This window comes from Streptomyces sp. NPDC054883, from assembly GCF_053610645.1.
On sequence record NZ_JBSGYT010000001.1, the window covers coordinates 51,247 to 71,374 of the forward strand.

At 73.1% G+C, this 20,128-nt stretch carries 21 protein-coding genes; 10 read left to right on the top strand and 11 right to left on the bottom strand.

All coding sequences use genetic code 11. The features are described 5' to 3' along the window. Nucleotides 1-99 precede the first annotated feature (99 nt). From ACWGH1_RS00275 to ACWGH1_RS00290, 4 genes are all read left to right on the top strand, one after another. Nucleotides 100-777 carry an HSP18 transcriptional regulator gene (locus ACWGH1_RS00275; protein WP_453352803.1) on the top strand — a complete coding sequence of 226 codons (678 nt, stop codon included), beginning with the start codon at nucleotides 100-102 and terminating at the stop codon, nucleotides 775-777. 56 nt (nucleotides 778-833) lie between these two features. Further along, nucleotides 834-1,223 carry an STAS domain-containing protein gene (locus tag ACWGH1_RS00280; RefSeq protein ID WP_453408267.1) on the top strand — a complete coding sequence of 130 codons (390 nt, stop codon included), beginning with the start codon at nucleotides 834-836 and terminating at the stop codon, nucleotides 1,221-1,223. A 175-nt stretch (nucleotides 1,224-1,398) separates the two neighbouring features. Next, on the top strand, nucleotides 1,399-1,899 hold the full coding sequence (locus ACWGH1_RS00285; RefSeq protein WP_453352805.1) for a C40 family peptidase: 501 nt from the start codon (nucleotides 1,399-1,401) through the stop codon (nucleotides 1,897-1,899). A gap of 106 nt (nucleotides 1,900-2,005) precedes the next feature. Continuing rightward, nucleotides 2,006-2,233: a DUF6296 family protein gene (locus tag ACWGH1_RS00290; protein ID WP_453352806.1), complete on the top strand. Its 228-nt coding sequence runs from the start codon at nucleotides 2,006-2,008 to the stop codon at nucleotides 2,231-2,233. A gap of 22 nt (nucleotides 2,234-2,255) precedes the next feature. Here ACWGH1_RS00290 and ACWGH1_RS00295 read toward each other — a convergent pair whose 3' ends face one another. Together ACWGH1_RS00295 and ACWGH1_RS00300 are read right to left on the bottom strand one after the other, a co-directional pair. Further along, the gene (locus ACWGH1_RS00295) at nucleotides 2,256-2,861 is read right to left on the bottom strand and encodes a VanZ family protein (protein WP_453352807.1); all 606 of its coding nucleotides are present in this window, start codon (nucleotides 2,859-2,861) and stop codon (nucleotides 2,256-2,258) included. 72 nt (nucleotides 2,862-2,933) lie between these two features. Beyond that, entirely contained in the window at nucleotides 2,934-3,272 is a 339-nt protein-coding gene (locus ACWGH1_RS00300) for a hypothetical protein (RefSeq protein ID WP_453352808.1), read from the bottom strand. Between the two features lie 206 nt (nucleotides 3,273-3,478). Here ACWGH1_RS00300 and ACWGH1_RS00305 point away from each other — a divergent pair, with 206 nt between their 5' ends. Together ACWGH1_RS00305 and ACWGH1_RS00310 are read left to right on the top strand one after the other, a co-directional pair. Next, complete coding sequence (locus ACWGH1_RS00305; RefSeq protein ID WP_453352809.1) at nucleotides 3,479-3,703, top strand: DUF5133 domain-containing protein; 225 nt, start codon at nucleotides 3,479-3,481, stop codon at nucleotides 3,701-3,703. A 139-nt stretch (nucleotides 3,704-3,842) separates the two neighbouring features. Beyond that, complete coding sequence (locus ACWGH1_RS00310; RefSeq protein ID WP_453408268.1) at nucleotides 3,843-4,421, top strand: Dps family protein; 579 nt, start codon at nucleotides 3,843-3,845, stop codon at nucleotides 4,419-4,421. A 95-nt stretch (nucleotides 4,422-4,516) separates the two neighbouring features. Here ACWGH1_RS00310 and ACWGH1_RS00315 read toward each other — a convergent pair whose 3' ends face one another. The 5 genes from ACWGH1_RS00315 to ACWGH1_RS00335 form a co-directional block, all read right to left on the bottom strand. Continuing rightward, nucleotides 4,517-5,008, bottom strand: coding sequence for an ATP-binding protein (locus tag ACWGH1_RS00315; protein ID WP_453354677.1), 492 nt, complete (start codon nucleotides 5,006-5,008; stop codon nucleotides 4,517-4,519). Between the two features lie 200 nt (nucleotides 5,009-5,208). Next, nucleotides 5,209-5,580: an STAS domain-containing protein gene (locus ACWGH1_RS00320; RefSeq protein ID WP_453354676.1), complete on the bottom strand. Its 372-nt coding sequence runs from the start codon at nucleotides 5,578-5,580 to the stop codon at nucleotides 5,209-5,211. Between the two features lie 121 nt (nucleotides 5,581-5,701). After that, nucleotides 5,702-6,658 (bottom strand): anti-sigma factor RsbA family regulatory protein, encoded by a 957-nt coding sequence (locus ACWGH1_RS00325; protein WP_453354675.1) that lies wholly within the window; start codon nucleotides 6,656-6,658, stop codon nucleotides 5,702-5,704. Further along, nucleotides 6,655-7,545: an MEDS domain-containing protein gene (locus ACWGH1_RS00330; RefSeq protein WP_453354674.1), complete on the bottom strand. Its 891-nt coding sequence runs from the start codon at nucleotides 7,543-7,545 to the stop codon at nucleotides 6,655-6,657. The genes ACWGH1_RS00325 and ACWGH1_RS00330 overlap by 4 nt, the downstream gene beginning before the upstream one ends. 101 nt (nucleotides 7,546-7,646) lie before the next feature. Then, nucleotides 7,647-8,564: a SigB/SigF/SigG family RNA polymerase sigma factor gene (locus ACWGH1_RS00335; RefSeq protein WP_453354673.1), complete on the bottom strand. Its 918-nt coding sequence runs from the start codon at nucleotides 8,562-8,564 to the stop codon at nucleotides 7,647-7,649. Nucleotides 8,565-8,782: 218 nt separating this feature from the next. Here ACWGH1_RS00335 and ACWGH1_RS00340 point away from each other — a divergent pair, with 218 nt between their 5' ends. Next, nucleotides 8,783-12,850: a HAMP domain-containing protein gene (locus ACWGH1_RS00340; protein WP_453408269.1), complete on the top strand. Its 4,068-nt coding sequence runs from the start codon at nucleotides 8,783-8,785 to the stop codon at nucleotides 12,848-12,850. Nucleotides 12,851-13,254: 404 nt separating this feature from the next. Further along, nucleotides 13,255-15,495, top strand: coding sequence for a SpoIIE family protein phosphatase (locus tag ACWGH1_RS00345; protein WP_453408270.1), 2,241 nt, complete (start codon nucleotides 13,255-13,257; stop codon nucleotides 15,493-15,495). Here the strand turns inward: ACWGH1_RS00345 and ACWGH1_RS00350 are convergent. Continuing rightward, nucleotides 15,473-15,880, bottom strand: coding sequence for an ATP-binding protein (locus tag ACWGH1_RS00350; RefSeq protein WP_453357681.1), 408 nt, complete (start codon nucleotides 15,878-15,880; stop codon nucleotides 15,473-15,475). The two genes, ACWGH1_RS00345 and ACWGH1_RS00350, sit on opposite strands and share 23 nt — an antisense overlap. 186 nt (nucleotides 15,881-16,066) lie before the next feature. Between ACWGH1_RS00350 and ACWGH1_RS00355 the strand changes: the two genes are divergently transcribed. Beyond that, a complete protein-coding gene (locus tag ACWGH1_RS00355; RefSeq protein WP_453408271.1) occupies nucleotides 16,067-16,294 on the top strand; it encodes a DUF5133 domain-containing protein in 228 nt (75 codons plus the stop codon). Nucleotides 16,295-16,370: 76 nt separating this feature from the next. Here ACWGH1_RS00355 and ACWGH1_RS00360 read toward each other — a convergent pair whose 3' ends face one another. Beyond that, nucleotides 16,371-17,468, bottom strand: coding sequence for a glutamate--cysteine ligase 2 (locus ACWGH1_RS00360; protein WP_453408356.1), 1,098 nt, complete (start codon nucleotides 17,466-17,468; stop codon nucleotides 16,371-16,373). 114 nt (nucleotides 17,469-17,582) lie between these two features. Next, complete coding sequence (locus tag ACWGH1_RS00365; RefSeq protein WP_453356970.1) at nucleotides 17,583-17,792, bottom strand: hypothetical protein; 210 nt, start codon at nucleotides 17,790-17,792, stop codon at nucleotides 17,583-17,585. A gap of 309 nt (nucleotides 17,793-18,101) precedes the next feature. On the opposite strand from ACWGH1_RS00365, the gene ACWGH1_RS00370 reads away from it, so the two are divergent. Further along, on the top strand, nucleotides 18,102-19,181 hold the full coding sequence (locus ACWGH1_RS00370; RefSeq protein ID WP_453356971.1) for a YihY/virulence factor BrkB family protein: 1,080 nt from the start codon (nucleotides 18,102-18,104) through the stop codon (nucleotides 19,179-19,181). A gap of 79 nt (nucleotides 19,182-19,260) precedes the next feature. Here the strand turns inward: ACWGH1_RS00370 and ACWGH1_RS00375 are convergent, their stop codons facing one another. Then, nucleotides 19,261-20,043 (bottom strand): VOC family protein, encoded by a 783-nt coding sequence (locus tag ACWGH1_RS00375; RefSeq protein ID WP_453408272.1) that lies wholly within the window; start codon nucleotides 20,041-20,043, stop codon nucleotides 19,261-19,263. Between the last annotated feature and the right edge of the window lie 85 nt (nucleotides 20,044-20,128).

Consider the following 20,128-nt stretch of genomic DNA (forward strand, 5'->3'; position numbering starts at 1 on the left):
TGCCAATGCGCTTCAACGTGCTTCCGTTGTAACATGTCATCCAGACGATGACAAGTAGGACGTCATCTGGAGGATGACAAGAGCAACGGAGATTGCCCCATGACCGCATCCGCGCAGCCCACCCCGCGAGCGGGCACCGGTCCGGCCTCGTTCTTCGCCGCGGCGGCCGCCCTCGAAGCCATCGACCGGGCCGTCAGAGAGGCCCAGGCCGCCGACGCCACGGAGTCCGGGGCGGCCCCCGCCCCGGACGGACCGCACCCTGCGCTGGCCAGCCTGACGCTGCTGCGCCAGGTGCGCGAGCAGCTCGCCGGCTGGGAGACCGGCCTGATCGAGACCGCCCGGGAAGCCGGCGCCAGCTGGGCCGACCTGGCCGGGCCCCTGGGCGTGGCCAGCCGTCAGGCCGCGGAGCGGCGCTACCTGCGCCAGCACCCCGGCGAGGCGGGCATCACCGGCGAGCAGCGGGTGCAGGCCGTGCGCGACCGGCGTGCGGCCGACCGCACCGTCACCGCGTGGGCCCGGGACAACGCCGCGGGCCTGCGGCGGCTGGCCGGTCAGGTGACCGCCCTGACCGACCTGCCCGCCGGCGCCGACCGGCAGCTCGGGGAGCTCAATCAGGCGCTCGCCCACGCCGACGCGGCCCACCTGGTCCGCCCCCTCACCGACACCCGGCGCCACCTGCGCCCCGAACACGCCGAACTCGCCGACCGCATCGACGAGATGACCCGGCACACGCACCGGCTCCGCCGGGACAGCGACACCCAGCGCCGCGAGACCTGAGGCGCGCGGCCCGGGACCGCCGCACGGCGGCCCCGTCCGAGAGGAAGGAGCCGGCGATGACCACACGTCGATACGAGTCCGGCCCGATGCCCGAGGAGGCCGCGGCCGCCGTCACGACGAGCCGCCGCGACGGCCGGATCACCGTGGCGGTGACGGGGGAGATCGACATCGCGACCGCCCCGCTGCTGGCCGAGGCACTCCACGAGGCGCTCCGCGACGGGGTGACGCGGATCGACGCCGACTTCAGCGGGGTCACCTTCTGCGACTGCTCGGGGCTGGACGTCCTGCTGCGCGCGGAGCGGCGGGCCCGCGCGCACGGCCGGACCCTGCGGGTGGCGGGGGTCCGGTCGCCCCAGGTGCGACGCCTGTTCGAGATGACGGGCACCAGCACGATCACCGCCGACCACCCCGCGCCCGCCTCCGGCCCTGCGGACCTCCGCCCGTAGCCGAGGCACCGGGGCGGGTCTCTTTACGTAACCGATACACCGCATGAACCTGCAAATCACCAGAAACCTCCCGACCGGCAGGAAGACTGGTCGGCCGTCGAGAGCCCAGCGCATGTCAACCAAGACCAGCCCCGGAACCGGGGCTGTTCCTGCAACCCAATGCGGAGGTATCACGATGGCCCCCTACGGAACGGAACACGCCCATTCCCCCGGAGAACACCGGCCCCCGGCCCCCTCGCCCCGCGTCCTCGCCCTGTCCTTCCTCGGCCTCTTCCTCGCCGCCTCGACGGTGACCGGCGGCGCCGCACCGGCCCGCGCGGCCGTATCGCACGGCGTGAAAGCCGTCGCCGTGGCCGCCTCCAAACGGGGGGCCCCGTACGCCTACGGCGCCGCGGGGCCCAAACGCTTCGACTGCTCGGGACTGACCTTCTACGCGTTCCGCAAGGCCGGGAGCAGACTGCCGCGCACCGCGGAACAGCAGTACGAACACACCCGGCACATCCCGTCCGTCCAGCGCGCGCCCGGCGACCTCGTCTTCTTCCCCCGCGGCGCCACCATGGAGCACGTCGGCATCTACGCCGGGGGCGGCAAGATCTGGCACGCCCCGCGCCCGGGCGGCCGGGTCCGCCTCGAACGGATCTGGACCTCCGACGTACGGTACGGGCGGGCGGGCTGACGGCGCCGCCACGCGCCGGGCGGCGCCGCCCTCGCGCGTCGCCCGGCCCCTTCGACCATGATGGGAGGAGGACGGCCCGCACGGGCCGGACGGAAGGAGGCTCCAGGTGAGCGCCGAGCGCTACGAACTGGTGCTTCCCGGCGAGCCGGGGGCGGGCCCCGACACCGTGGTGGTGTCCCGGACCCAGCAGGCGGGACCGGGCGGCCACCCCGTGTACGAGGACCCGACCGGCATCGTACGGGCGGAGATCAGCGACCGCGGCGAGGTACGGATGCTGCCGTCGGGCGGCCACCAGGACCCGGTCCCGGCCCTGGAGGCCCGCCCGCTGCAGTGAGCCGGGTGCACCGGCCGGCCCGTCACTCAGCCGTGCCCGGCCGGGCCGCGTGCGGGCGGCGGTGCCACCAGTGCCTGCGCCGCGGGTGGACGGCGCGCCCGAGGCGGCGTCCGATCAGCAAGTACCCGAGCAGCGCGCCCGAGGTGTTCAGGATGACGTCGTCCACGTCGAAGGCGCGTCCGCTCACCAAGGCGCCCTGGATCAGCTCCACCAGCGTCATCAGGACCGCCGTCACGACGGCGACCCGCAGCAGGCCGCGGGCCGGCGGTACGAGCACGGGGAGCAGCACCCCGAGCGGCACGCCGAGCAGGACGTTGCCGCCGAGCTGGCGTGCGGCCTCGCGGACGGACGCCCCGTTCAGGTACGCGCTGATGGAGCGCCCGGGGTGCACGTTGCTGTGTACGAGGTCCACCGAGGCGGCGGAGGGTTCCAGGGTGAGGCGGGCCAGCACCACGCTGAACAGCACGGTCGCCGCGAACGCGGCCACCATGGCCACCGCCCGGACCACCGGTGACGCGGGTGGCCGCCCGGCCGGCACGGTCCCGGCACGGGCCCGCGGCGGGTCGGCGGCGGTCGGCTCGTCGGGTTCCCTGGTACGTGTACGCCACCACATGCGCCTCGATGTCATGCGGGCCCTTGTACCCCGGCGTCGGCCTCCAACGCACTTGGCGCGACGTGGTGTTGACGGCCCGGGGCCGTTTCAGGACGGGCGGTCCTCGGATTGTCCGCACACCCAGGCGAGGGCGTCGTGCACGCCCTGGATGTGGTCGTGCGGCACCGAGCTGCCGGGCTGCTCCTCCAGCCGTACGACGGCCGCGTCCACCTCCGCGATCAGCAGGTCGATCCCGGGCGGCCCTTCCGCGTGGACCCCGGTGACGGGGCCTTCCCGGTCCCGGCCGAGGGCCCACCGGTATCCGCTCGCCGCGCCGCGCGAGAGGGCGGTCGTCCGCCGGAGCCTTCCGCACTCCCGTTCGATGTCGGCGCGCCGACGGGTACCGATCAGGTCTTCGCCACTGCGGTCCGAGGCTCGCGTCGCCATACGTACCCCGCCTCCCCGGGTTCGTCACCGCCGGCCCCGCGTGCGGCGCGGGGCCTCTGGTCACCCGCCTGCCCGGTTACCGGGCGGGCATGCCGGGCCGGCCGGGCGGAAGGCATCGCACGCGCGCGCGAAAGACCCGCGCATCTTTTCGGCGTTCGGGGGCACGCCGCTGATCAGTCCCGTGAACCGGCCCGAAAGGACCTTCCATGTTGATGCCGTCCCCGATCGTCGTCCGTTCCCTCCTCGCCCGCTACGCGTCGCTGGCCGGCCAGGACTCCGCCGCCGCACGGCTGGAGCTGGAGCAGGTTTCGTACACCCTCTGCGTCACGACCGCGACGACCACGATCGAGGACGCCCTGGCCGCCGCCGAGACACTGGCCGAACGCGAGCTGCCGACGGCCCGTCAGGAGATGCGGCCGGCCGCCGCGTAGCCGGTGCCGGGATCACCGGCCGCGCTTTCGGCGGAGCCGCCGCGCGGCGGCTCCGCGCCCCCGGCACCCCATGCATGAATAGGGGCAAGTGTGGCAGAAGGTGAATAACCCCCCATCAGCGTAGATTCGGAGTTTCGTCATGGCTGAGCACACCACCACCCCGCACTACACCGTGCCGGGGATGTCGAAGGAGGAAGCCGCCCGGGTCGTGGACGTACTGCGCATGCGGCTGCACTCGCTCAACGACCTGGCGCTGACGCTCAAGCACGTCCACTGGAACGTGGTGGGACCCCATTTCATCGCCGTCCACGAGATGCTGGACCCCCAGGTGGACGCGGTCCGGGAGATGATCGACACCACCGCGGAGCGCATCTCGACCCTCGGCGGCGTCCCCGCCGGCACCCCGGGCGCACTGGTCGCCGAGCGGACCTGGGACGACTACGACGTGGGCCGGGCCGACGCGGTCGCCCACCTCGGAGCGCTGGACCTGGTCTACGCGGGTGTCATCGAGGACCACCGGGCCGCCATGAAGATCACCGATGAGCTGGACCTGGTCACCCAGGACATGCTCATCGGCCAGCTGGCCCAGCTGGAGCTCTTCCAGTGGTTCGTCCGCGCGCACCTGGAGAGCAGCGGCGGCCGCCTGAGCACCGCCGGTGCCCACACCCTGGACGAGGCCGCCGATCAGGCGGTCCGGGACGCGCGCCGCACCGCCTGATCGCGGGGCTGCCCGAACACGCCGGGGCCGCCCGTTCCCGAGAGGGGAGCGGGCGGCCCCGGCGTACGTGTCCCCGGCCCCGGGCCGGGGACGTCTCAGTTGAGCGAAGGCAGCGGCGGTGCGGTCTTGGGGGCGGGCCGCCCGGTCACGAGCCGGTCCGCTTCGATCTCCGCCCAGACGGACTTGCCGTGCTCGTGGGGGACGGATCCCCAGCGGTCGGAGAGGCGCTGCACGATGTACAGGCCCTGGCCTCCGGGAGCCCCGCGCTGGTGCCTGAGGCGGGGACGGGGAAGCTCGGGGTCCCCGTCGAACACCTCGATCCGCAGGGATTCACCGGCCACCACCAGCAGCTGGTGGCAGCCGCCGGCGTGCACGTTGGCGTTGGTCACCAGCTCGGAGACGATGAGCAGGGCGTCTTCGGAGGTCTCGGTCCCGTCCCAGCCCCAGTCGCGCAGGGCCTGGCGCACGAACTCCCGTCCCTTGGCGACCGGGCCGCCGGTACCGCCGAGGGTGAGCCGACGGCGCTGGCCCGTGACCGGCGGTCCGCTGGGCAGTGGATCGCTGGTGTCCGATCCGATGGTCTTCACTGTGGTCTCACCCCCGTCGTTGACACTGTTCGTCGTCTATTCGCATTGCCGGTGTGTCCGGATTGGCGGCCGGGGTGTCATCGCCCCCGGCGTCTCAGGTGTTGCGTATGCCCGGTCTGACCACGCGGACACGCGGTTGCCCCGATCGGCGCAGTGCCCCCGGTCTACCCGGGCAGGACGTGTGGCGGGCACGGGCGGGCTCAGGGTGCGGAGAGCGCGGCGTCGACGGTGGTGTCCATGGTGAAGACGGTGTCCGCGCCAGTGATCTCCAGGAGCCGCCGGAGCTGCTGGGTGGGCGCGGCGAGCCGCACCCCGAGACCCGCCTTCTCCGCGTCCAGGCGTGCCGCGAGCAGCAGGTTCAGGCCCGACGAGTCGCAGAAGCCCAGTCCCGTCAAGTCGATCACCAGTCGGTTCGCGCCCGACCGGACCGCCTGCTCCAGGAGCGGCCGGACCGCGCCGAGGCCGTCCAGGTCCAGATCCCCGGTGATCGCGCACACCACGGCACCCGTCCCGCTGTCGCGGAGCGCCGCTCCCTGCGGTCCGTCCGTCGCCGTGCCCCCCTGCGGAGCCACTTCGCCGTCTCCTGGGTTGCCAGTTACCACGTCAGCCTCTCCGTCGCCGCCCCTACTGCCGTACCCGGGCAACTTTACAGGCGTCGGAGGCGCCGACGGGAGGCCCGGGCCCTCTCGGGCCTCAGGGGCCGTCGACGTGCAGACGCAGGGTGAGGCCGGTTTCGAGGGCGCGGATCTCGACCAGGTCACAGAGCTGGTGGATCATCCATAGGCCCCGGCCGCCGTTGTCCGACGTCAGGGAGGGGCGCCGGCGGCCCGCGAGGGCGTTGGAGAGGCGGCCGCCGTCCCGGATCTCCGCCACGACGCCGCCCGCGGCCCCGTGCCACAGGCGCAGCGTGCCCTTGCCGCCGCCGTGCGCCACGGAGTTGGCGGCCGCTTCGCTGACGGCCAGGACGAAGTCGCCGCGCCGGGCCGGATCGAGGCCCGTCCGGCGGACCCAGTTCTCGGCGTGTTCGCGGACCAGGGCGAGTCCGCCGGCGGCGTACTCCAGGAGGAAGGCTTCGCGCGTGGGCTCGGGGAGGGGAAGATCACAGTCCGAACAGACGACGGCGGCCTCGGTGTAGAGCGGGCTGACGGCGTCCTTGCCGCCTTCGATCACCGTGGGGTGGGTGCGCCGGGCATCGGCCACCACCCCCGACGGCAGGCCCGAGAGGTCGTACGGGCACAGGATCGTGGCGGGCCGGCCGGCGAAAGCCGTGTTGATGAGGGCCTCGTGGCGGGTGGCTTCGAGGACCTCCCCTTCGGAGCGGCCCGGCCAGATCGGCTCCCCGACGATCCGGGCGGCCCGGCCGGGTTCGCGGTCGGCGAAGCCCTGCAGGGCGGCCAGGATCCGGCCGGGGTTGCGGCCCAGTTCGCGCATGTCCACGCAGTCGACGCCGTCCGCGTCGCTGCCCAGGCTCTGGAGCAGGGCGTCGAGGTGCGGGCCGGGCACGGCGAGGAAGACCGGCTCCCGCGCCGCCAGGGCCGCGCGCACGAAACCGCACACGCCCGCCGTGTACTCCTCCAGGTCCCGGTAGAAGAGGGCGGGATGGACGAAGTCCGCGGGCTCCGGGGCCGCCGGGACATGGGTGACGATCATGCTGCGACCTCCAGCGCGGCACATTCCTCCGGAAACAACTCGGCCACTTTGCGCAGCGAGTACGGGGGCTTGTGGAGAAGGAGGCTCCGGCCCGTCCCGGTCAGTGAGTTCGAGACGTCCACGAGCACGGCGACCGCGCCCGGGTCGAGGAAGGTCACCGCGGACAGGTCGAGGTGGACGACGCTGCCGGGCATCCGGGCGAGGGCCGCGAGCGCCGAGCGCAGGATCTGCCGGGTTTCGAGGTCGCCGCTGCCACTCAGCCGGATCCCGGAGCGGTCCCGCATCGGGACGGCGGCCAGCGCCGCCGGCGGCAGCAGCAGCCCGCCGGTCAGCGGGCGGGGCACCTCGGCGCAGCCGGTGTGGGCGCGGGTCAGCAGGTCGGTGGTGGGTCCGGGGATGAGCCGGCGGTCGAAGAGGCACAGTCCCGTCAGCGGGAGGTCGGCGTAGACCTCTCGATCGAGGCGCAGTTCGGATTCGAGGATGCGGTCGATGCCCGGTACCTCGCGCGCCGACCAGGACATCTCGCCGAGCACCCGCAGACCCGTACAGCCGTCGGCCAGGGCCTCGGTGCAGGCGGTGCGGAACATGGAGATGACCCAGTCGGGGTCGAAGGGGACGCGGCGCAGGTAGGACCGTTCGGTCCCGGTCACGCTCAGCCGGGCGTCCCGGCGGGCCGTGTCGACGTCGACCGCGCCGCGCCGCAGGGCGTCGATGACGGCGCTCGGCTCGGTGCTGTCCGCGCTGTACCAGACGCGTTGTCCGCGTTCCAGACCGTTGCTCACGAAGCGGACCACGGTGTCCGCCCAGGCGAGGTCGTCGTCGTAGGCGAAGGACGCATGCTCACCACGGGCGGACGGGCACGGGCGGTGAGGAGGGGGTGGGGCCACGTTTTCCCTCCGGGGGCGGGCGGTTGGCCGGTCGGCTGACTAGGCTACCGCCGGTTCCCCGCCGGCACCGGCCCGCCCGCCGCGCCGGCGGGAGTCGGTGGTCAGGAGGCGAGCATGCCGGTGCGCAGTCGCGCCAGGGTGCGCGACAGCAGCCGGGACACCTGCATCTGGGAGATGCCCAGCTCGGCGCCGATCTCGGCCTGGGTCCGCTCCTCGCCGAAGCGCATCCGCAGGATGCGCCGGTCGCGCTCGTCGAGTTCGGCCAGCAGGGGCGCGAGGGTGTGGAACTCCTCGAAGAGCTCCATGGCGCTGTCCTCCTCGCCGAGCGTGTCGGCCAGCGACCGGGTCCTGCGGCCCGCCGCGGAGTCCTCCTCCGAACCGGCGGAGGCGTCGAGGGAGTCGCTGGTGTAGCCGTTGGCGGCGACCAGGCCCTCCACCACCTCCTCCTCGCTCAGTTCGAGGTCCTGGGCGAGCTCCTTGACGGTCGGTGCCCGCCCGAGGAGGTCGGTGAGGGCCTCGCGGCTCTTGGCGAGTTCCGTCCGCAGTTCCTGGAGGCGGCGCGGGACGTGGACCGCCCAGGTGGTGTCCCGGAAGTACCGCTTGATCTCGCCGGTGATGAAGGGGAGCGCCAGTGTGGCGAACTCCACTTCGCGGTCGGGGTCGAAGCGGTCGATCGCCTTGATCAGGCCGATGGTTCCCACCTGGAGGATGTCTTCCATGTCCACGCCGCCGCCGGCGGAGCGGGCGCGGAAGCGGCGGGCGGCGAAGTGCACCAGCGAGACGTTCATCTCGATCAGCGTGTTGCGCGCGTACTGGTACTCGCGGGTGCCCTCCTCCAGCGACCGCAGCCGCAGCAGGAACAGCCGCGACAGCTGCCGGGCGTCGGCGGGGGCGACCTCGCGGGCATCCGTGATCCGCGGCAGTCGGCCCTCCGGCTCTCCGGTCGTACGGCCGATGGCCGGCGCGGCCTTCGCGTCTGTCCCGAGGACAGGGTCTACAACTACGGCGGAGCGAGGCATGGGGGACCTTTCCTCCCGACGGCGGACGGCTGACGGGGCGCGCTTGCCCCGAGAACGCGGCCCTACACGGGGTGGGCGAAACTTTTCGCGGAGACGGTGCTCACGGACGCACCGAGGGTCTCCGACCGCCCGCGATGTGGTGGACTACGTCCCGGCGCGAGAGCGGGAAGACCAGGTGTCCCGTCCGTGACGAGGTGTCGGGAGATGGTGGGGAAGACATGACGAACGCTACGCTGACGCAGGGCCCGGACCCGGACGCCCCGGGCGCTCCGGGCGCGGTGGGCGAGTCGGAGCTGCGCCAACTGCTCGCCGGGCTGACGGCGGTGCGTGACGGCGACTTCGGCACCCGGCTGCCCGACGAGGCCGACGGCCTCCTCGGGGAGATCGCGACCGTCTTCAACGGCATGATCGACCAGTTGTCCCTGTTCACCTCGGAGGTCACCCGTGTCGCCCGCGAGGTCGGCACCGAGGGCACCCTCGGCGGTCAGGCCGAGGTCCCGGGCGTGTCCGGGAGCTGGGCCGACCTGACGGACTCCGTGAACGCGATGGCGGGCAACCTGACCACCCAGGTCCGCGACATCGCCCAGGTGGCCACCGCGGTGGCGCGCGGAGACCTGTCGCAGAAGATCGCCGTCGACGCCCGCGGGGAGATCCTGGAGCTCAAGGACACCGTCAACACGATGGTCGACCAGCTCTCCGCCTTCGCCGACGAGGTCACCCGGATGGCCCGCGAAGTGGGCACGGACGGGATCCTCGGCGGCCAGGCCGACGTGAAGGGCGTCTCCGGCACCTGGCGGGACCTGACCGATTCGGTCAATTTCATGGCCGGAAACCTCACCGCCCAGGTGCGCTCCATCGCCCAGGTCGCGACGGCCGTCGCCAAGGGCGACCTCTCGCAGAAGATCCGGGTCGACGCCCGGGGCGAGATCCTGGAACTGAAGGACACCATCAACACGATGGTCGACCAGCTCTCCGCCTTCGCCGACGAGGTCACCCGCGTCGCCCGCGAGGTGGGCACCGAGGGCAATCTGGGCGGCCAGGCCACGGTGCGCGGGGTCTCGGGCACCTGGAAGGACCTCACCGACAACGTCAACGTCATGGCGTCGAACCTGACGGGGCAGGTGCGCTCCATCGCCCAGGTCGCGACGGCGGTGGCCAGGGGCGACCTCTCGCAGAAGATCACGGTCGAGGCCAAGGGCGAGGTCGCCGCGCTCGCCGGGGTCATCAACACGATGGTCGACACGCTGTCCGCGTTCGCCGACGAGGTCACCCGCGTCGCCCGCGAGGTCGGTACCGAGGGCCGGCTCGGCGGCCAGGCCCGGGTCCCGAACGTGGCGGGCACCTGGAAGGACCTCACCGACAACGTCAACTCCATGGCGAACAACCTGACCGGTCAGGTCCGCAACATCGCCCTGGTGACCACCGCGGTCGCCAACGGCGACCTGTCGAAGAAGATCGACGTCGACGCCCGGGGCGAGATCCTGGAGCTCAAGACCACGATCAACACGATGGTGGACCAGCTGTCCTCCTTCGCGGCCGAGGTGACGCGCGTGGCGCGCGAGGTGGGCAGCGAGGGCCGGCTCGGCGGACAGGCGGAGGTCGAGGGTGTCGAGGGCACCTGGAAGCGGCTGACGGAGAACGTGAACGAGCTGGCCGGGAACCTGACGCGCCAGGTGCGGGCCATCGCCGAGGTCGCGAGCGCGGTCGCCGAGGGCGACCTGACCCGCTCCATCACCGTGGACGCCTCCGGTGAGGTCGCCGAGCTCAAGGACAACATCAACTCGATGGTCGGCTCGCTCCGGGAGACCACCCGCGCCAACCAGGAGCAGGACTGGCTCAAGTCGAACCTGGCGCGCATCTCCGGTCTGATGCAGGGCCACCGTGACCTGTCCGCCGTCGCCGAGCTCGTCATGGACGAGCTGACTCCGCTCGTGGACGCCAGCTACGGCGCCTTCTACCTCGCCGAGGAGGCCGACGGCGAGACCTGGCTCACCCTCATCGGCTCCTACGGCCGCCCCGCGGGGAGCCCCGCGTCCGTACGGCTGCGGCGCGGCGAGACCCTGGTGGGCCAGGCGGCCCGCAGCCGGCGGATCATCGTGGCCGACGAGGTGCCGCCCGGTTACGTGGTCTCCTCCGGGCTGGGCCGCTCGGCCCCGGCCGGGCTGATCGTGCTGCCCATCGTCGTGGAGGAGCAGGTGCTCGGCGTCATCGAGCTCGCCACCTTCAAGAGCTTCACGCCGGTGCACCGCGACTTCCTGGGCCGGCTGATGGAGACGGTCGGCGTCAACGTGAGCACGATCGTCGCCAACGCCCGCACGGACGAACTGCTGGGCGAGTCCCAGCGGTTGACCGTCGAGCTCCAGGCGCGCTCGGAGCAGCTCCAGGTCCAGCAGGACGAACTCCAGCGCTCCAACGCCGAGCTGGAGGAGAAGGCCGCGCTCCTCGCCACCCAGAACCGGGACATCGAGACGAAGAACCTGGAGATCGAGCAGGCCCGGCAGGAACTGGAGGACCGGGCACAGCAGTTGTCGCTGGCGTCGAAGTACAAGTCCGAGTTCCTGGCGAACATGAGCCACGAGCTGCGCACGCCGCTCAACAGCCTGCTCATCCTCGCCCAGCTGCTGGCCCAGAACCCCGCCCGCAACCTCACGGCCAAGCAGGTCGAGTACGCGGGGATCATCCACTCGGCGGGGTCCGACCTGCTCCAGCTGATCAACGACATCCTCGACCTGTCGAAGGTCGAGGCGGGCAAGATGGACATCAACCCGGAACGGGTGTCCCTGAAGCAGCTCCTGGACTACGTGGAGGCCACCTTCCGGCCGCTCACCAGCCAGAAGAGCCTCGAATTCGAGATCGTGACGCTGCCGGGCGTGCCGGTCGACCTGCTGACCGACGACGCGCGGCTGCGCCAGATCCTGCGCAACCTGCTGTCCAACGCGGTCAAGTTCACCGAGCACGGCCGGGTGGAGCTGCGGATCGAGCCGGCGGTCGCCGACGAGCTCCCCGGCCACCTCGACCGGGCCGGGTCGGTCGTGGCCTTCCGGGTCGTCGACACGGGCATCGGCATCGCCGAGCAGCACCTGGAGGCGATCTTCGCCGCGTTCCAGCAGGCCGACGGCACCACCAGCCGCAGATACGGGGGCACGGGACTCGGCCTGTCGATCACCAGGGAGATCGCCCGGCTCCTCGGCGGCGCCGTCACGGCGCGCAGCGTGCCGGACGAGGGCTCGGTGTTCACGCTGTACCTGCCCGTCTCCTACGACGACTTCCACGAGCGCGCCCTGGACACGCCGGCCCTGGAGGCGGCGCCGGTGGGACAGCCGCAGCTGCTCGGCGGGGCCGTCGGCGGTCCGGTGGCCGCCCTCGCCGCCGTGAGCGAGGCCACGCGCCACCCGCGGCGGCTGCTGGTGATCGAGGAGCGCAGCCACGGCCTGCTGAGCCTGGTCGCGGAGAGCGCGGCCCGCGACCTGGCCGCCGGCCGCGCCGCGTCCGGAACCGAGGAACAGGTCGAGGTGGCGACGGCCGTCACCGCCGTGGAGGCGGCCTCCGTACTCGCGCAGGCCTCCTTCCACTGTGTCGTCCTGGACCTGGGCAGCGACGGCGAGGCCCTGCGCTTCCTGGACGCCATGGCGGGCGACTCGGCCCTGGCGTCCCTGCCGGTGCTCGCGCACGACGGCCGCCGGCTGACCTCGGCGCAGCGGACGGAACTCTCCCGGCACACCTCCCACCAGCCGCTCGAAGTCCTCTCCAGCCTGGACGAGCTGCGCGAACGCATAGCGCTCCACCTGTCCGCCGAGCAGCCCGGAGCCGTACCCCCGCTGGTGCGGACCGGCGCGCCCTCGCCGGCCGCCGGTCCCGCGGTCGACGAGCAGCTGGCGGGCCGGTCCGTGCTGGTCGTCGACGACGACGCCCGCAACCTGTACGCGATCAGCGGCATCCTGGAACTCCACGGGATCGAGGTGCTGCACGCGGAGAACGGCCGCAAGGGCATCGAGGCCCTCGCCGCGAACCCGGGCATCGACCTGATCCTGATGGACGTGATGATGCCGGAGATGGACGGGTACGCGGCCACCGCGGAGATCCGGCGGATGCCCGCCTACGCGCAGCTGCCGATCATCGCGGTCACCGCGAAGGCGATGCCGGGCGACCGGGAGAAGAGCTTCGCTTCCGGGGCGAACGACTACGTGACCAAGCCGGTCGACGCAAACGACCTGATGGCCCGGGTCCGGCGCTGGCTGCTCCCCCAGGAGCCCGCCCGGGAGGACGCGGGTGCCCTCGGTGCCTGACGTCCGACCCCCCTCCCCCGCCGAGAAAGCCGGTCCACGGTGAACAGCCCCATGTACGCAGGAGACGAGCACGCCGGCGTCCGGCCCGCGCCGGAACTCCGTCCGCGCCACGGCGGCGACGGCCCCGGCCCCGGCTTCCCGCCCGGCCGCGGCGCCCGGGGCCCCCCCGCGCCCGGCCCCCGCCGCCCGCCGGCCCCCCCCCGCCCCGGCCCGGCGCCCGGCCCGCGCCGGAAGGCCGTCCGCGCCCGGGCGGCGCCGCCCCCGGCCCGGCCTGCCCGCCCGGCCGCGCCGCCGGGTCCCCGGCGGCGCGGACCGACGGCGGCCGCCTGGCCGCCACCGTCGAGCGGCTGCGGCAGGAGGTCCGGGAGGCCCAGGCCGCCGCGGACGGCCGAGCGCTGGTCGAAATGGCCAAGGGCATCCTCGTCGGCCGCCTCGGCTGTGGTCCGGCCGAGGCGGCGCGGCAACTCGCCAAGCTGGCCCAGCAGTCCGGGACGACACTGCTCGCGCTGGCGGTCGACGTCGTCAACCAGGCCGCCCGCGACCACGTCAGCGAGGTCGCTCAGGAGTTCCTGGACAACACCGGCCAGCCGGGCCCCGTACCCGGCGCGAGCACTCCCGCCGTACGGCTGCGCGCCGCCGAGAGCGGACTGCTGGCCGCCGCCGACGCGCAGGCCGTGGCCGCGGCGCTGCTGGAGAACGCCCTGGTCCCGCTGGGGGCGCACGGGGTCGCGGTCTGGGTGGCGGGCTCCGACTCCTCGCTGACCCTGGTCGGGCACGCGGGGTTCCCGGAGGAGGAGGCGAGCAGGTGGCGCTACGTCCCTCCGGAGGTCGCCACCTGCGCCCACCTGGCGCTGGACAAGCGCGAGCTGACCTTCGTACCGCGGCTGAGCGACTCCGGCATCCCCTCCATCGGCCGGCGCCAGCATCCGGCGGGCGGCCGCATCGTGGTGCCCGCCGGCACCGGGGGCCGGATCCACGGCGTGCTGGAGGTGTGCTGGCCGGACCCGCTCGAACCGCAGCCCCCGCAGATCCTGCGCCAGCTGGAGGCGCTGGCCGAGCTGTGCGGGCACACCCTGGGCGACCAGGCCGTGGCACCCTCCGCCGGGCCCGCCGACCCGGATGCGGGCTGCGCCGGAGTGGCCGAGATGGTCAACCTCGCCGACAACCTGTACGACCCGGCGCTCGTGCTGACGCCCTGTCTGGACCCGGGCGGCCGGCTCGCGGACTTCCGCGTCCACCACGCCAACGAGCGCTTCATCGACCCAGCCGGGCGGCCGCGCACCTCCGTGTGCGGTTCGTCGTTCCTGGAGGCGTACCCGGCGGCCGCGGAGGACAACGGGCTGTTCGACAAGCTCGAACGGGTCTACGCGACGGGCGAGCCCTGCCGGACCCAGCGCATGGCGCTGACCGCGTTCGTGGACGACGTGCCCCTCACCGCGATCGCGGACGCCAGCATCAGCCGGCACGGGGCGGCCCTGCTGCTGATCTGGCGGATAGAGGACGAGACGGCGCGGCTTGCCAGCCTCCTCCAGCACGCCCAGCGCCTCGGCCGGGTGGGCGGCTTCGAGGAGAACATCACCACGGGTGAGATCACCTGGAACGGGCAGCTGTTCACGCTCTACGGGCGGCCCATGACCTCCTCCCCCGTCCCGCTGGAGGAACTGGCCGACCACGCCCACCCGGACGACGTGGTCTCCATCAACCGCTTCCTGCGCACGCTCCTGCACCACCTGCGCGAATCCGCGGTGGACTTCCGGCTCCAGCGCCCGGACGGCATCACCCGGCACATCCGGCTCGTCGCGGAACCCGTGCTCGACGACCGGGGCAGCCTCCACGCGGTGCGCGGCGCCTACCAGGACATCTCCTCCCAGCACTGGACGGAGGTCGCCCTCGCCGCCACCCGGGACCAGCTCGCGCACACCGAGGCGGAGGCGGCCGAGCGCAGTCGGCTCGCCCTCCAGCTCCAGCACGCCATCATGCCTCCCGCGCCGGCCCCGCTGGAGGTTCCCGGCATCCGCATCGCGGTCCGTTACCGGCCCGCGGAGTCGGAGGCGATGGTGGGCGGCGACTGGTACGACTCGGTCGTCCTGCCCAACGACATGGTGCTGCTGTCCGTGGGGGACGTGGCCGGTCACGGCATCGAGGCGGCCACCGGCATGGTGATCCTGCGCAACGCCCTGCGGGGCCTTGCGGTGACCGGCGCCGGGCCGGCCCAGCTGCTGTCCTGGCTCAATACCGTCGCGCACCACCTGACCAGCAACGTGACGGCCACCGCCGTGTGCGGCGTCTACGACCCGCGGACGCGGGTGCTGCGCTGGGCGCGCGCCGGGCACCTGCCGCCGGTCCTGGTGCGGGGCACCGAGGCACAGGCCTTCCCGATGGCCCAGGGGCTGCTGCTCGGGGCCCTGCCGGAGGCCGATTTCGAGGAGGAGGAGGTACGGCTGGAGCCGGAGGACACGTTGCTGATGTACACCGACGGGCTCGTCGAACGGCGCGACGTCTCGGTGACGGACTCCCTGTCGCAGCTCCTGTCCCTCGCGGGACGGGAAGCGGACTCCCTGGAGAAGCGGCTCGACCGGCTGCTGAGGCACAGCAGGTCGGACACGGACGACGACACCTGCCTCATCGGCATCCAGGTGCGCTGAGCGGCGGGTGGAAGCAGGCGCAGATGGCCTTGCCGCCGTGGGAGGCGTGGACGTCCAGGGTGTCGGCGAGGGCGTCGACGATGCCGAGGCCCCGGCCGGAGGTGGCGCCCTCGCCGGCCTCCCGGGGCCTGGGCAGCCGCGGATCGGCGTCGGCCACGCTCACGTGCAGGCACTTGCCGTCCCAGGTCAGGACGAGGTGGGCGGTCTCGGCGGCGTGGACATGGGCGTTCGCGACGAGTTCGGAGACGCTGAGCAGGATCGAGTGGACGGTGTCCGGGGCGTCGGGGGCCCAGTCCAGCGTCGCGAGGTGCTGCGCGGTCCACTGCCGGGCCGCGCGCACGCCGTTCGACACCGGAAAGGAACGGGCCCACCCCACTGCCCTCATGGCCATCATCCTCACCGTGTCCCTTCGTCCGTAGGGTGCCGTGTCTCCTGCCGACCCGAATACCCCGCGGGAACCCGAGCATCCCCGGACGCCGCCGGTCGGGTTCCGCCGGGCCCGTGGGTGTAGCACCGCGCAACGGGGGCAGCCGAAGGCCAAGATCGTCCGGCTTTCCGAAAGGATCCGCCCATGCTGATGGCCCACCCGGCCGTGCTGTCCGGTCTCGTCGAGCGCTACTGGGCGCTGGCGCTCCTGTGCGCCCACGACGACACCGCGGAGGCCCGTAGCCGTATGGACGAGGTCGCGCACACGCTGTGCGTCGCGACGGGTACCTCCAGTGTGGACGCGGCGCTGACGGCCGCCCGCTACCGGCTCCCCGGCGCCCGTACCTTCGACGATTCGGTCCTGGCCCGGTAGGGCCGCCCGGCCCGGGCGCGCTCGTGCCCCTGTCCCTCCGTCAGGGGCAGGGGCACGAGCGCGCGGGCCGCCGGGGCTATTCCGTGGTGGTGATGCGGGCGCACTCCCGTACGACCGCCCCCAGGTCCCCGGTCCTGCGCAGCAGTTCGCGCTGGACCCGCGCGCCGTTGCCGCGCGCGAAGAGCTCCTCGATGCCCTGGCGGGCCGCGGCGGCGTCCCCGTGGTCCTCAAGGGCCTCGCGTACGTGCTCGAACAGGGCGTCCACCACGGCGCGGGCCGGTGTCTCCAGCATCGTGGCCGGGTGGATGAGGGGCCCGTCGATGCCCGAGCGCGCCGCCCGCCACGATGCCAGCCGCAGCAGGCCCACACCGATGCGGGCCGGGGGTTCGCCGGCCTCCCGGGCGCGCGCCGCCGTTTCGACGAGTCCGCGGACGAGGGTCGCGAGCAGGACGGTGGTGGAAGGGTGCAGGCAGACGTCCGCGACGCGGATCTCCACGGTGGGGTAGTTCGCCGCGAGCCGGGCGTCGAAGTAGATCATTCCCTTGTCGCGGAGCACCCCGGTGGCGACCATGGCGGACACCTGCTCGTGGTAGCGGTCGGCGCTGCCGAATATCTCCGTCGGCCCGGCGGAGGGCCACCGGTTCCACACCCGGCTGCGGTAGCTGCCGTATCCGCTGTCCTGGCCCTGCCAAAAGGGTGAGTTCCCGCTGATGGCGGTGAGGACGGGCAGCCAGGGCCGGATGCGGTCGATCACGGCCACGCCCTCTTCGTCGGAGTCGACGCCGACGTGCACGTGGCAGCCGGAGGTCAGCTGCTCCTGTGCCGTGAGGCCGAACCGTTCCGCGACCCACGCGTAGCGTTCCCCGGGGCTGGTGGAGGGCAGTACGGGCACCGGGGAGGTCGCGAGGGCCGCCACCTCCGCGCCCGCCTTCGCCGCGTGCCGGGCGGCCTCGGAGCGCCATCTGGCGATCTCCTCGGCCAGCTCCCCCATCGCGGTCACGGGTTTGGTGGAGAACTCCACCTGCTCGCGCATCAGCTCCTTCTCGAAGGTGCCCTCGTCCTCTCCGACACCATGCCGTTCCGCCTCGGCCAGAACCGCGCCGGACACCGAGAGGGGCTCGCCGCTCTCCGGTCCGACCAGGAGGAGTTCCTCCTCCACCCCGACACTGCGCAGACGCACCCGCACCACTTCCGTTCATCCTTGCCGTACTGATGGTGGGCGGCTGCCCCGACTCGCGGCCGGCATGCGCGGCCGGCCCGGTGCGGGGGCGTGGGGCTGCGGCTCGGGCTACGGCTTGTTGGCGATGGCCCCGAGGTACTGGTTGAGGGATTCCAGGCGGGCGTCGAGGTTCTCGGCGGTCCGGGCCAGGTCCTGGAGTTCCCGCGCCGCACCGAGCACCGCGAGGACCAGGGCGCGGGCGGCGGGGTCACTGACGTCGCGCAGCGAGGTCCTGGCTTCGTCGAGGAGGGGGGACGGGACGGGAACGGTCGTTTCCATGTCGGTCTCCTGTGAGTGGGCGGCGGGGGCCTTGCCCTTCCGGGTCAGCGGCTGCTCCGCCGGAGGTCGTGGACCAGGACCAGCAGCGCCACGGCCATCAGCGCCAGGTGCAGCCATACCGGGCCCGCCGGAACGTGCTCACCGGCCGTCGTCGTCGACATCTGCGTCGCCTTTCCGGGTCGTAGTGCTCTGCTGTTGTCGTGCTCTGCCCTTTTCGTATTGGCGCGTCTGCCCGCAAATGAAGGGGCGACGCGGCCCAGGCCCCGACGACCGAGGTTTCGCCCGGGCACGAGTGGACATCCGCCTGGCATGAACGACACTCCGGCTCCGCGCGACAGGGGCGACCACGACGGGCACGCCCGGCCCGCCGAGCCCGCTTCCGGCTCCGGCCCAGGTCACGGCCCCGGCCCCGGCCCCGGCCCCGGCCCCGAGGTGGAGCACAGGGCTCCCGACGAGCCGACGGACCTGCCCGGCAAGTCGTGGGGGGCCGTGCTGAAACGGACGGTCCGGGAGTTCCAGCGGGACGAGCTCACCGACCGGGCCGCGGCCCTGACGTACTACGCCGTCCTGTCCCTGTTCCCGGCGCTGCTGGTGCTGGTGTCGCTGCTGGGGGTGGCGGGGAAGTCCGCCACCCAGTCGGTGCTGGACAACCTGCAGAAGCTGACGCCCGGCTCGGCGCGGGACATCATCTCGGACGCGGTCCGTCAGCTCCAGGGCGGCACCGGGCTGGGGTCGATCGTCGCCGTCGTCGGCCTGATCGCCGCACTCTGGTCGGCGTCCGGGTACGTCGCCGGGTTCATCCGCGCGTCCAACGCCGTCTACGACGTGCCGGAGGGGCGGCCCGTATGGAAGGTGCTGCCGCTGCGGTTCGCCCTCACGGTGGGGCTGCTGGTCATGGCGTGCGCGAGCGGGCTGATCGTGGTGTTCACCGGCAGTCTCGCCCGGCGCGCGGGGGACGCGCTGGGCCTCGGGCAGACCGCCGTCACGGTGTGGTCGATCGCCAAGTGGCCGGTGCTGGTCCTCCTCGTCACCGTCATGATCGCGCTGCTGTACTGGGCCGCTCCCAACGCCAAGGGCCGCGGCTTCCGCTGGATCACCCCCGGCAGTTTCCTCGCGCTGCTGATCTGGATGGCCGCGTCCGCCGGTTTCGCGCTGTACGTCTCGAACTTCGGCTCGTACAACAAGACGTACGGCACGCTGGCCGGTGTCATCGTCTTCCTGATCTGGCTGTGGATCACCAACCTGGCCATCCTCCTCGGCCTCGAGTTCGACGCCGAGATGAGCCGGGCCCGGGCCATCGCCGGCGGCCTCCCGCCGGACCAGGAGCCGTACGTCGAACCGCGCGACACCCGCGAGTGGACAGACGAGGACAAGCGCCGCGCGGAGTGACCCCCGATTCCTGCCGCTCAGGCCCGGACACCCGCTAGTGCTGTGACCGGAAAGGTCCACCGGGTCCCGGCGCCCGGCACTAGTCCTCCGTCAGGGACGCCGTGACCGTGAACAGGGCCCCGTCCGGGTCGCGGAGGGCGACCCAGCGTTCGGACGCGTTCTGCTCGATGTCCGACATGATCCGCCCGCCCAGCGCCGTGGCCGCCTCCAGGGCGGGTTCCAGGGCGGGGACCCGGAAGTGGACCCGCCAGCGGGGCCGGACCTGCGGCTGGAGGGCGGCCGTCTCCACCGGGCCGCTGTTGAGCCGGGCGACGGGTTCGCCGAGGTGGCGCAGGACTACCTGATCGTCCTCGTAGGAGATCTCGCAGGGCCCGTCGGTCCACCGGAGCACCTCGCCGTAGAAGACGGCCGCGTCGAAGGCGTTGAGGGTGAGCAGTTCCAGCCACGCCGGAGCATGGCCGGATCCCACGCGCCAGCCCGAGAAGACGATCCCCTCCCAGATCCCGAAGACGGCGCCGTCGCGGTCGGTGGCCAGGGCGCCGCGGCCGCCGGTGTCGAAGGAGACCGGCCCGACGCCGACCGTTCCGCCGCGCTCGCGGATCCGGGCCACCGTCTCGTCGGCGCTCTCGACGGCGAAGTAGGCCGTCCAGGCGGCGGGCAGCTCCAGTTCCCCGGCCAGGGCCCCGATGCCGGCGACCGGCGCGCCCTCCACCTCGGCGACGGCCAGGCCCTCGCCGAGGCGGCCCGGCCGGAACGACCAGCCGAGGACCGCTCCGTAGAAGCGCTGGGCGGCCTCCAGGTCCCGCGTCGCCAGACTCACCCAGCACGGCGCGCCCAGGGCATCACCCGTCGAATCCCGCACAGCCGTGCTCCGTCCCTCGCCCGATGCCGGGGCGCCACGGCGGCGGCCCCCCTCAAGAGGTACCGTCCCGGTCGCACCGCAGCCG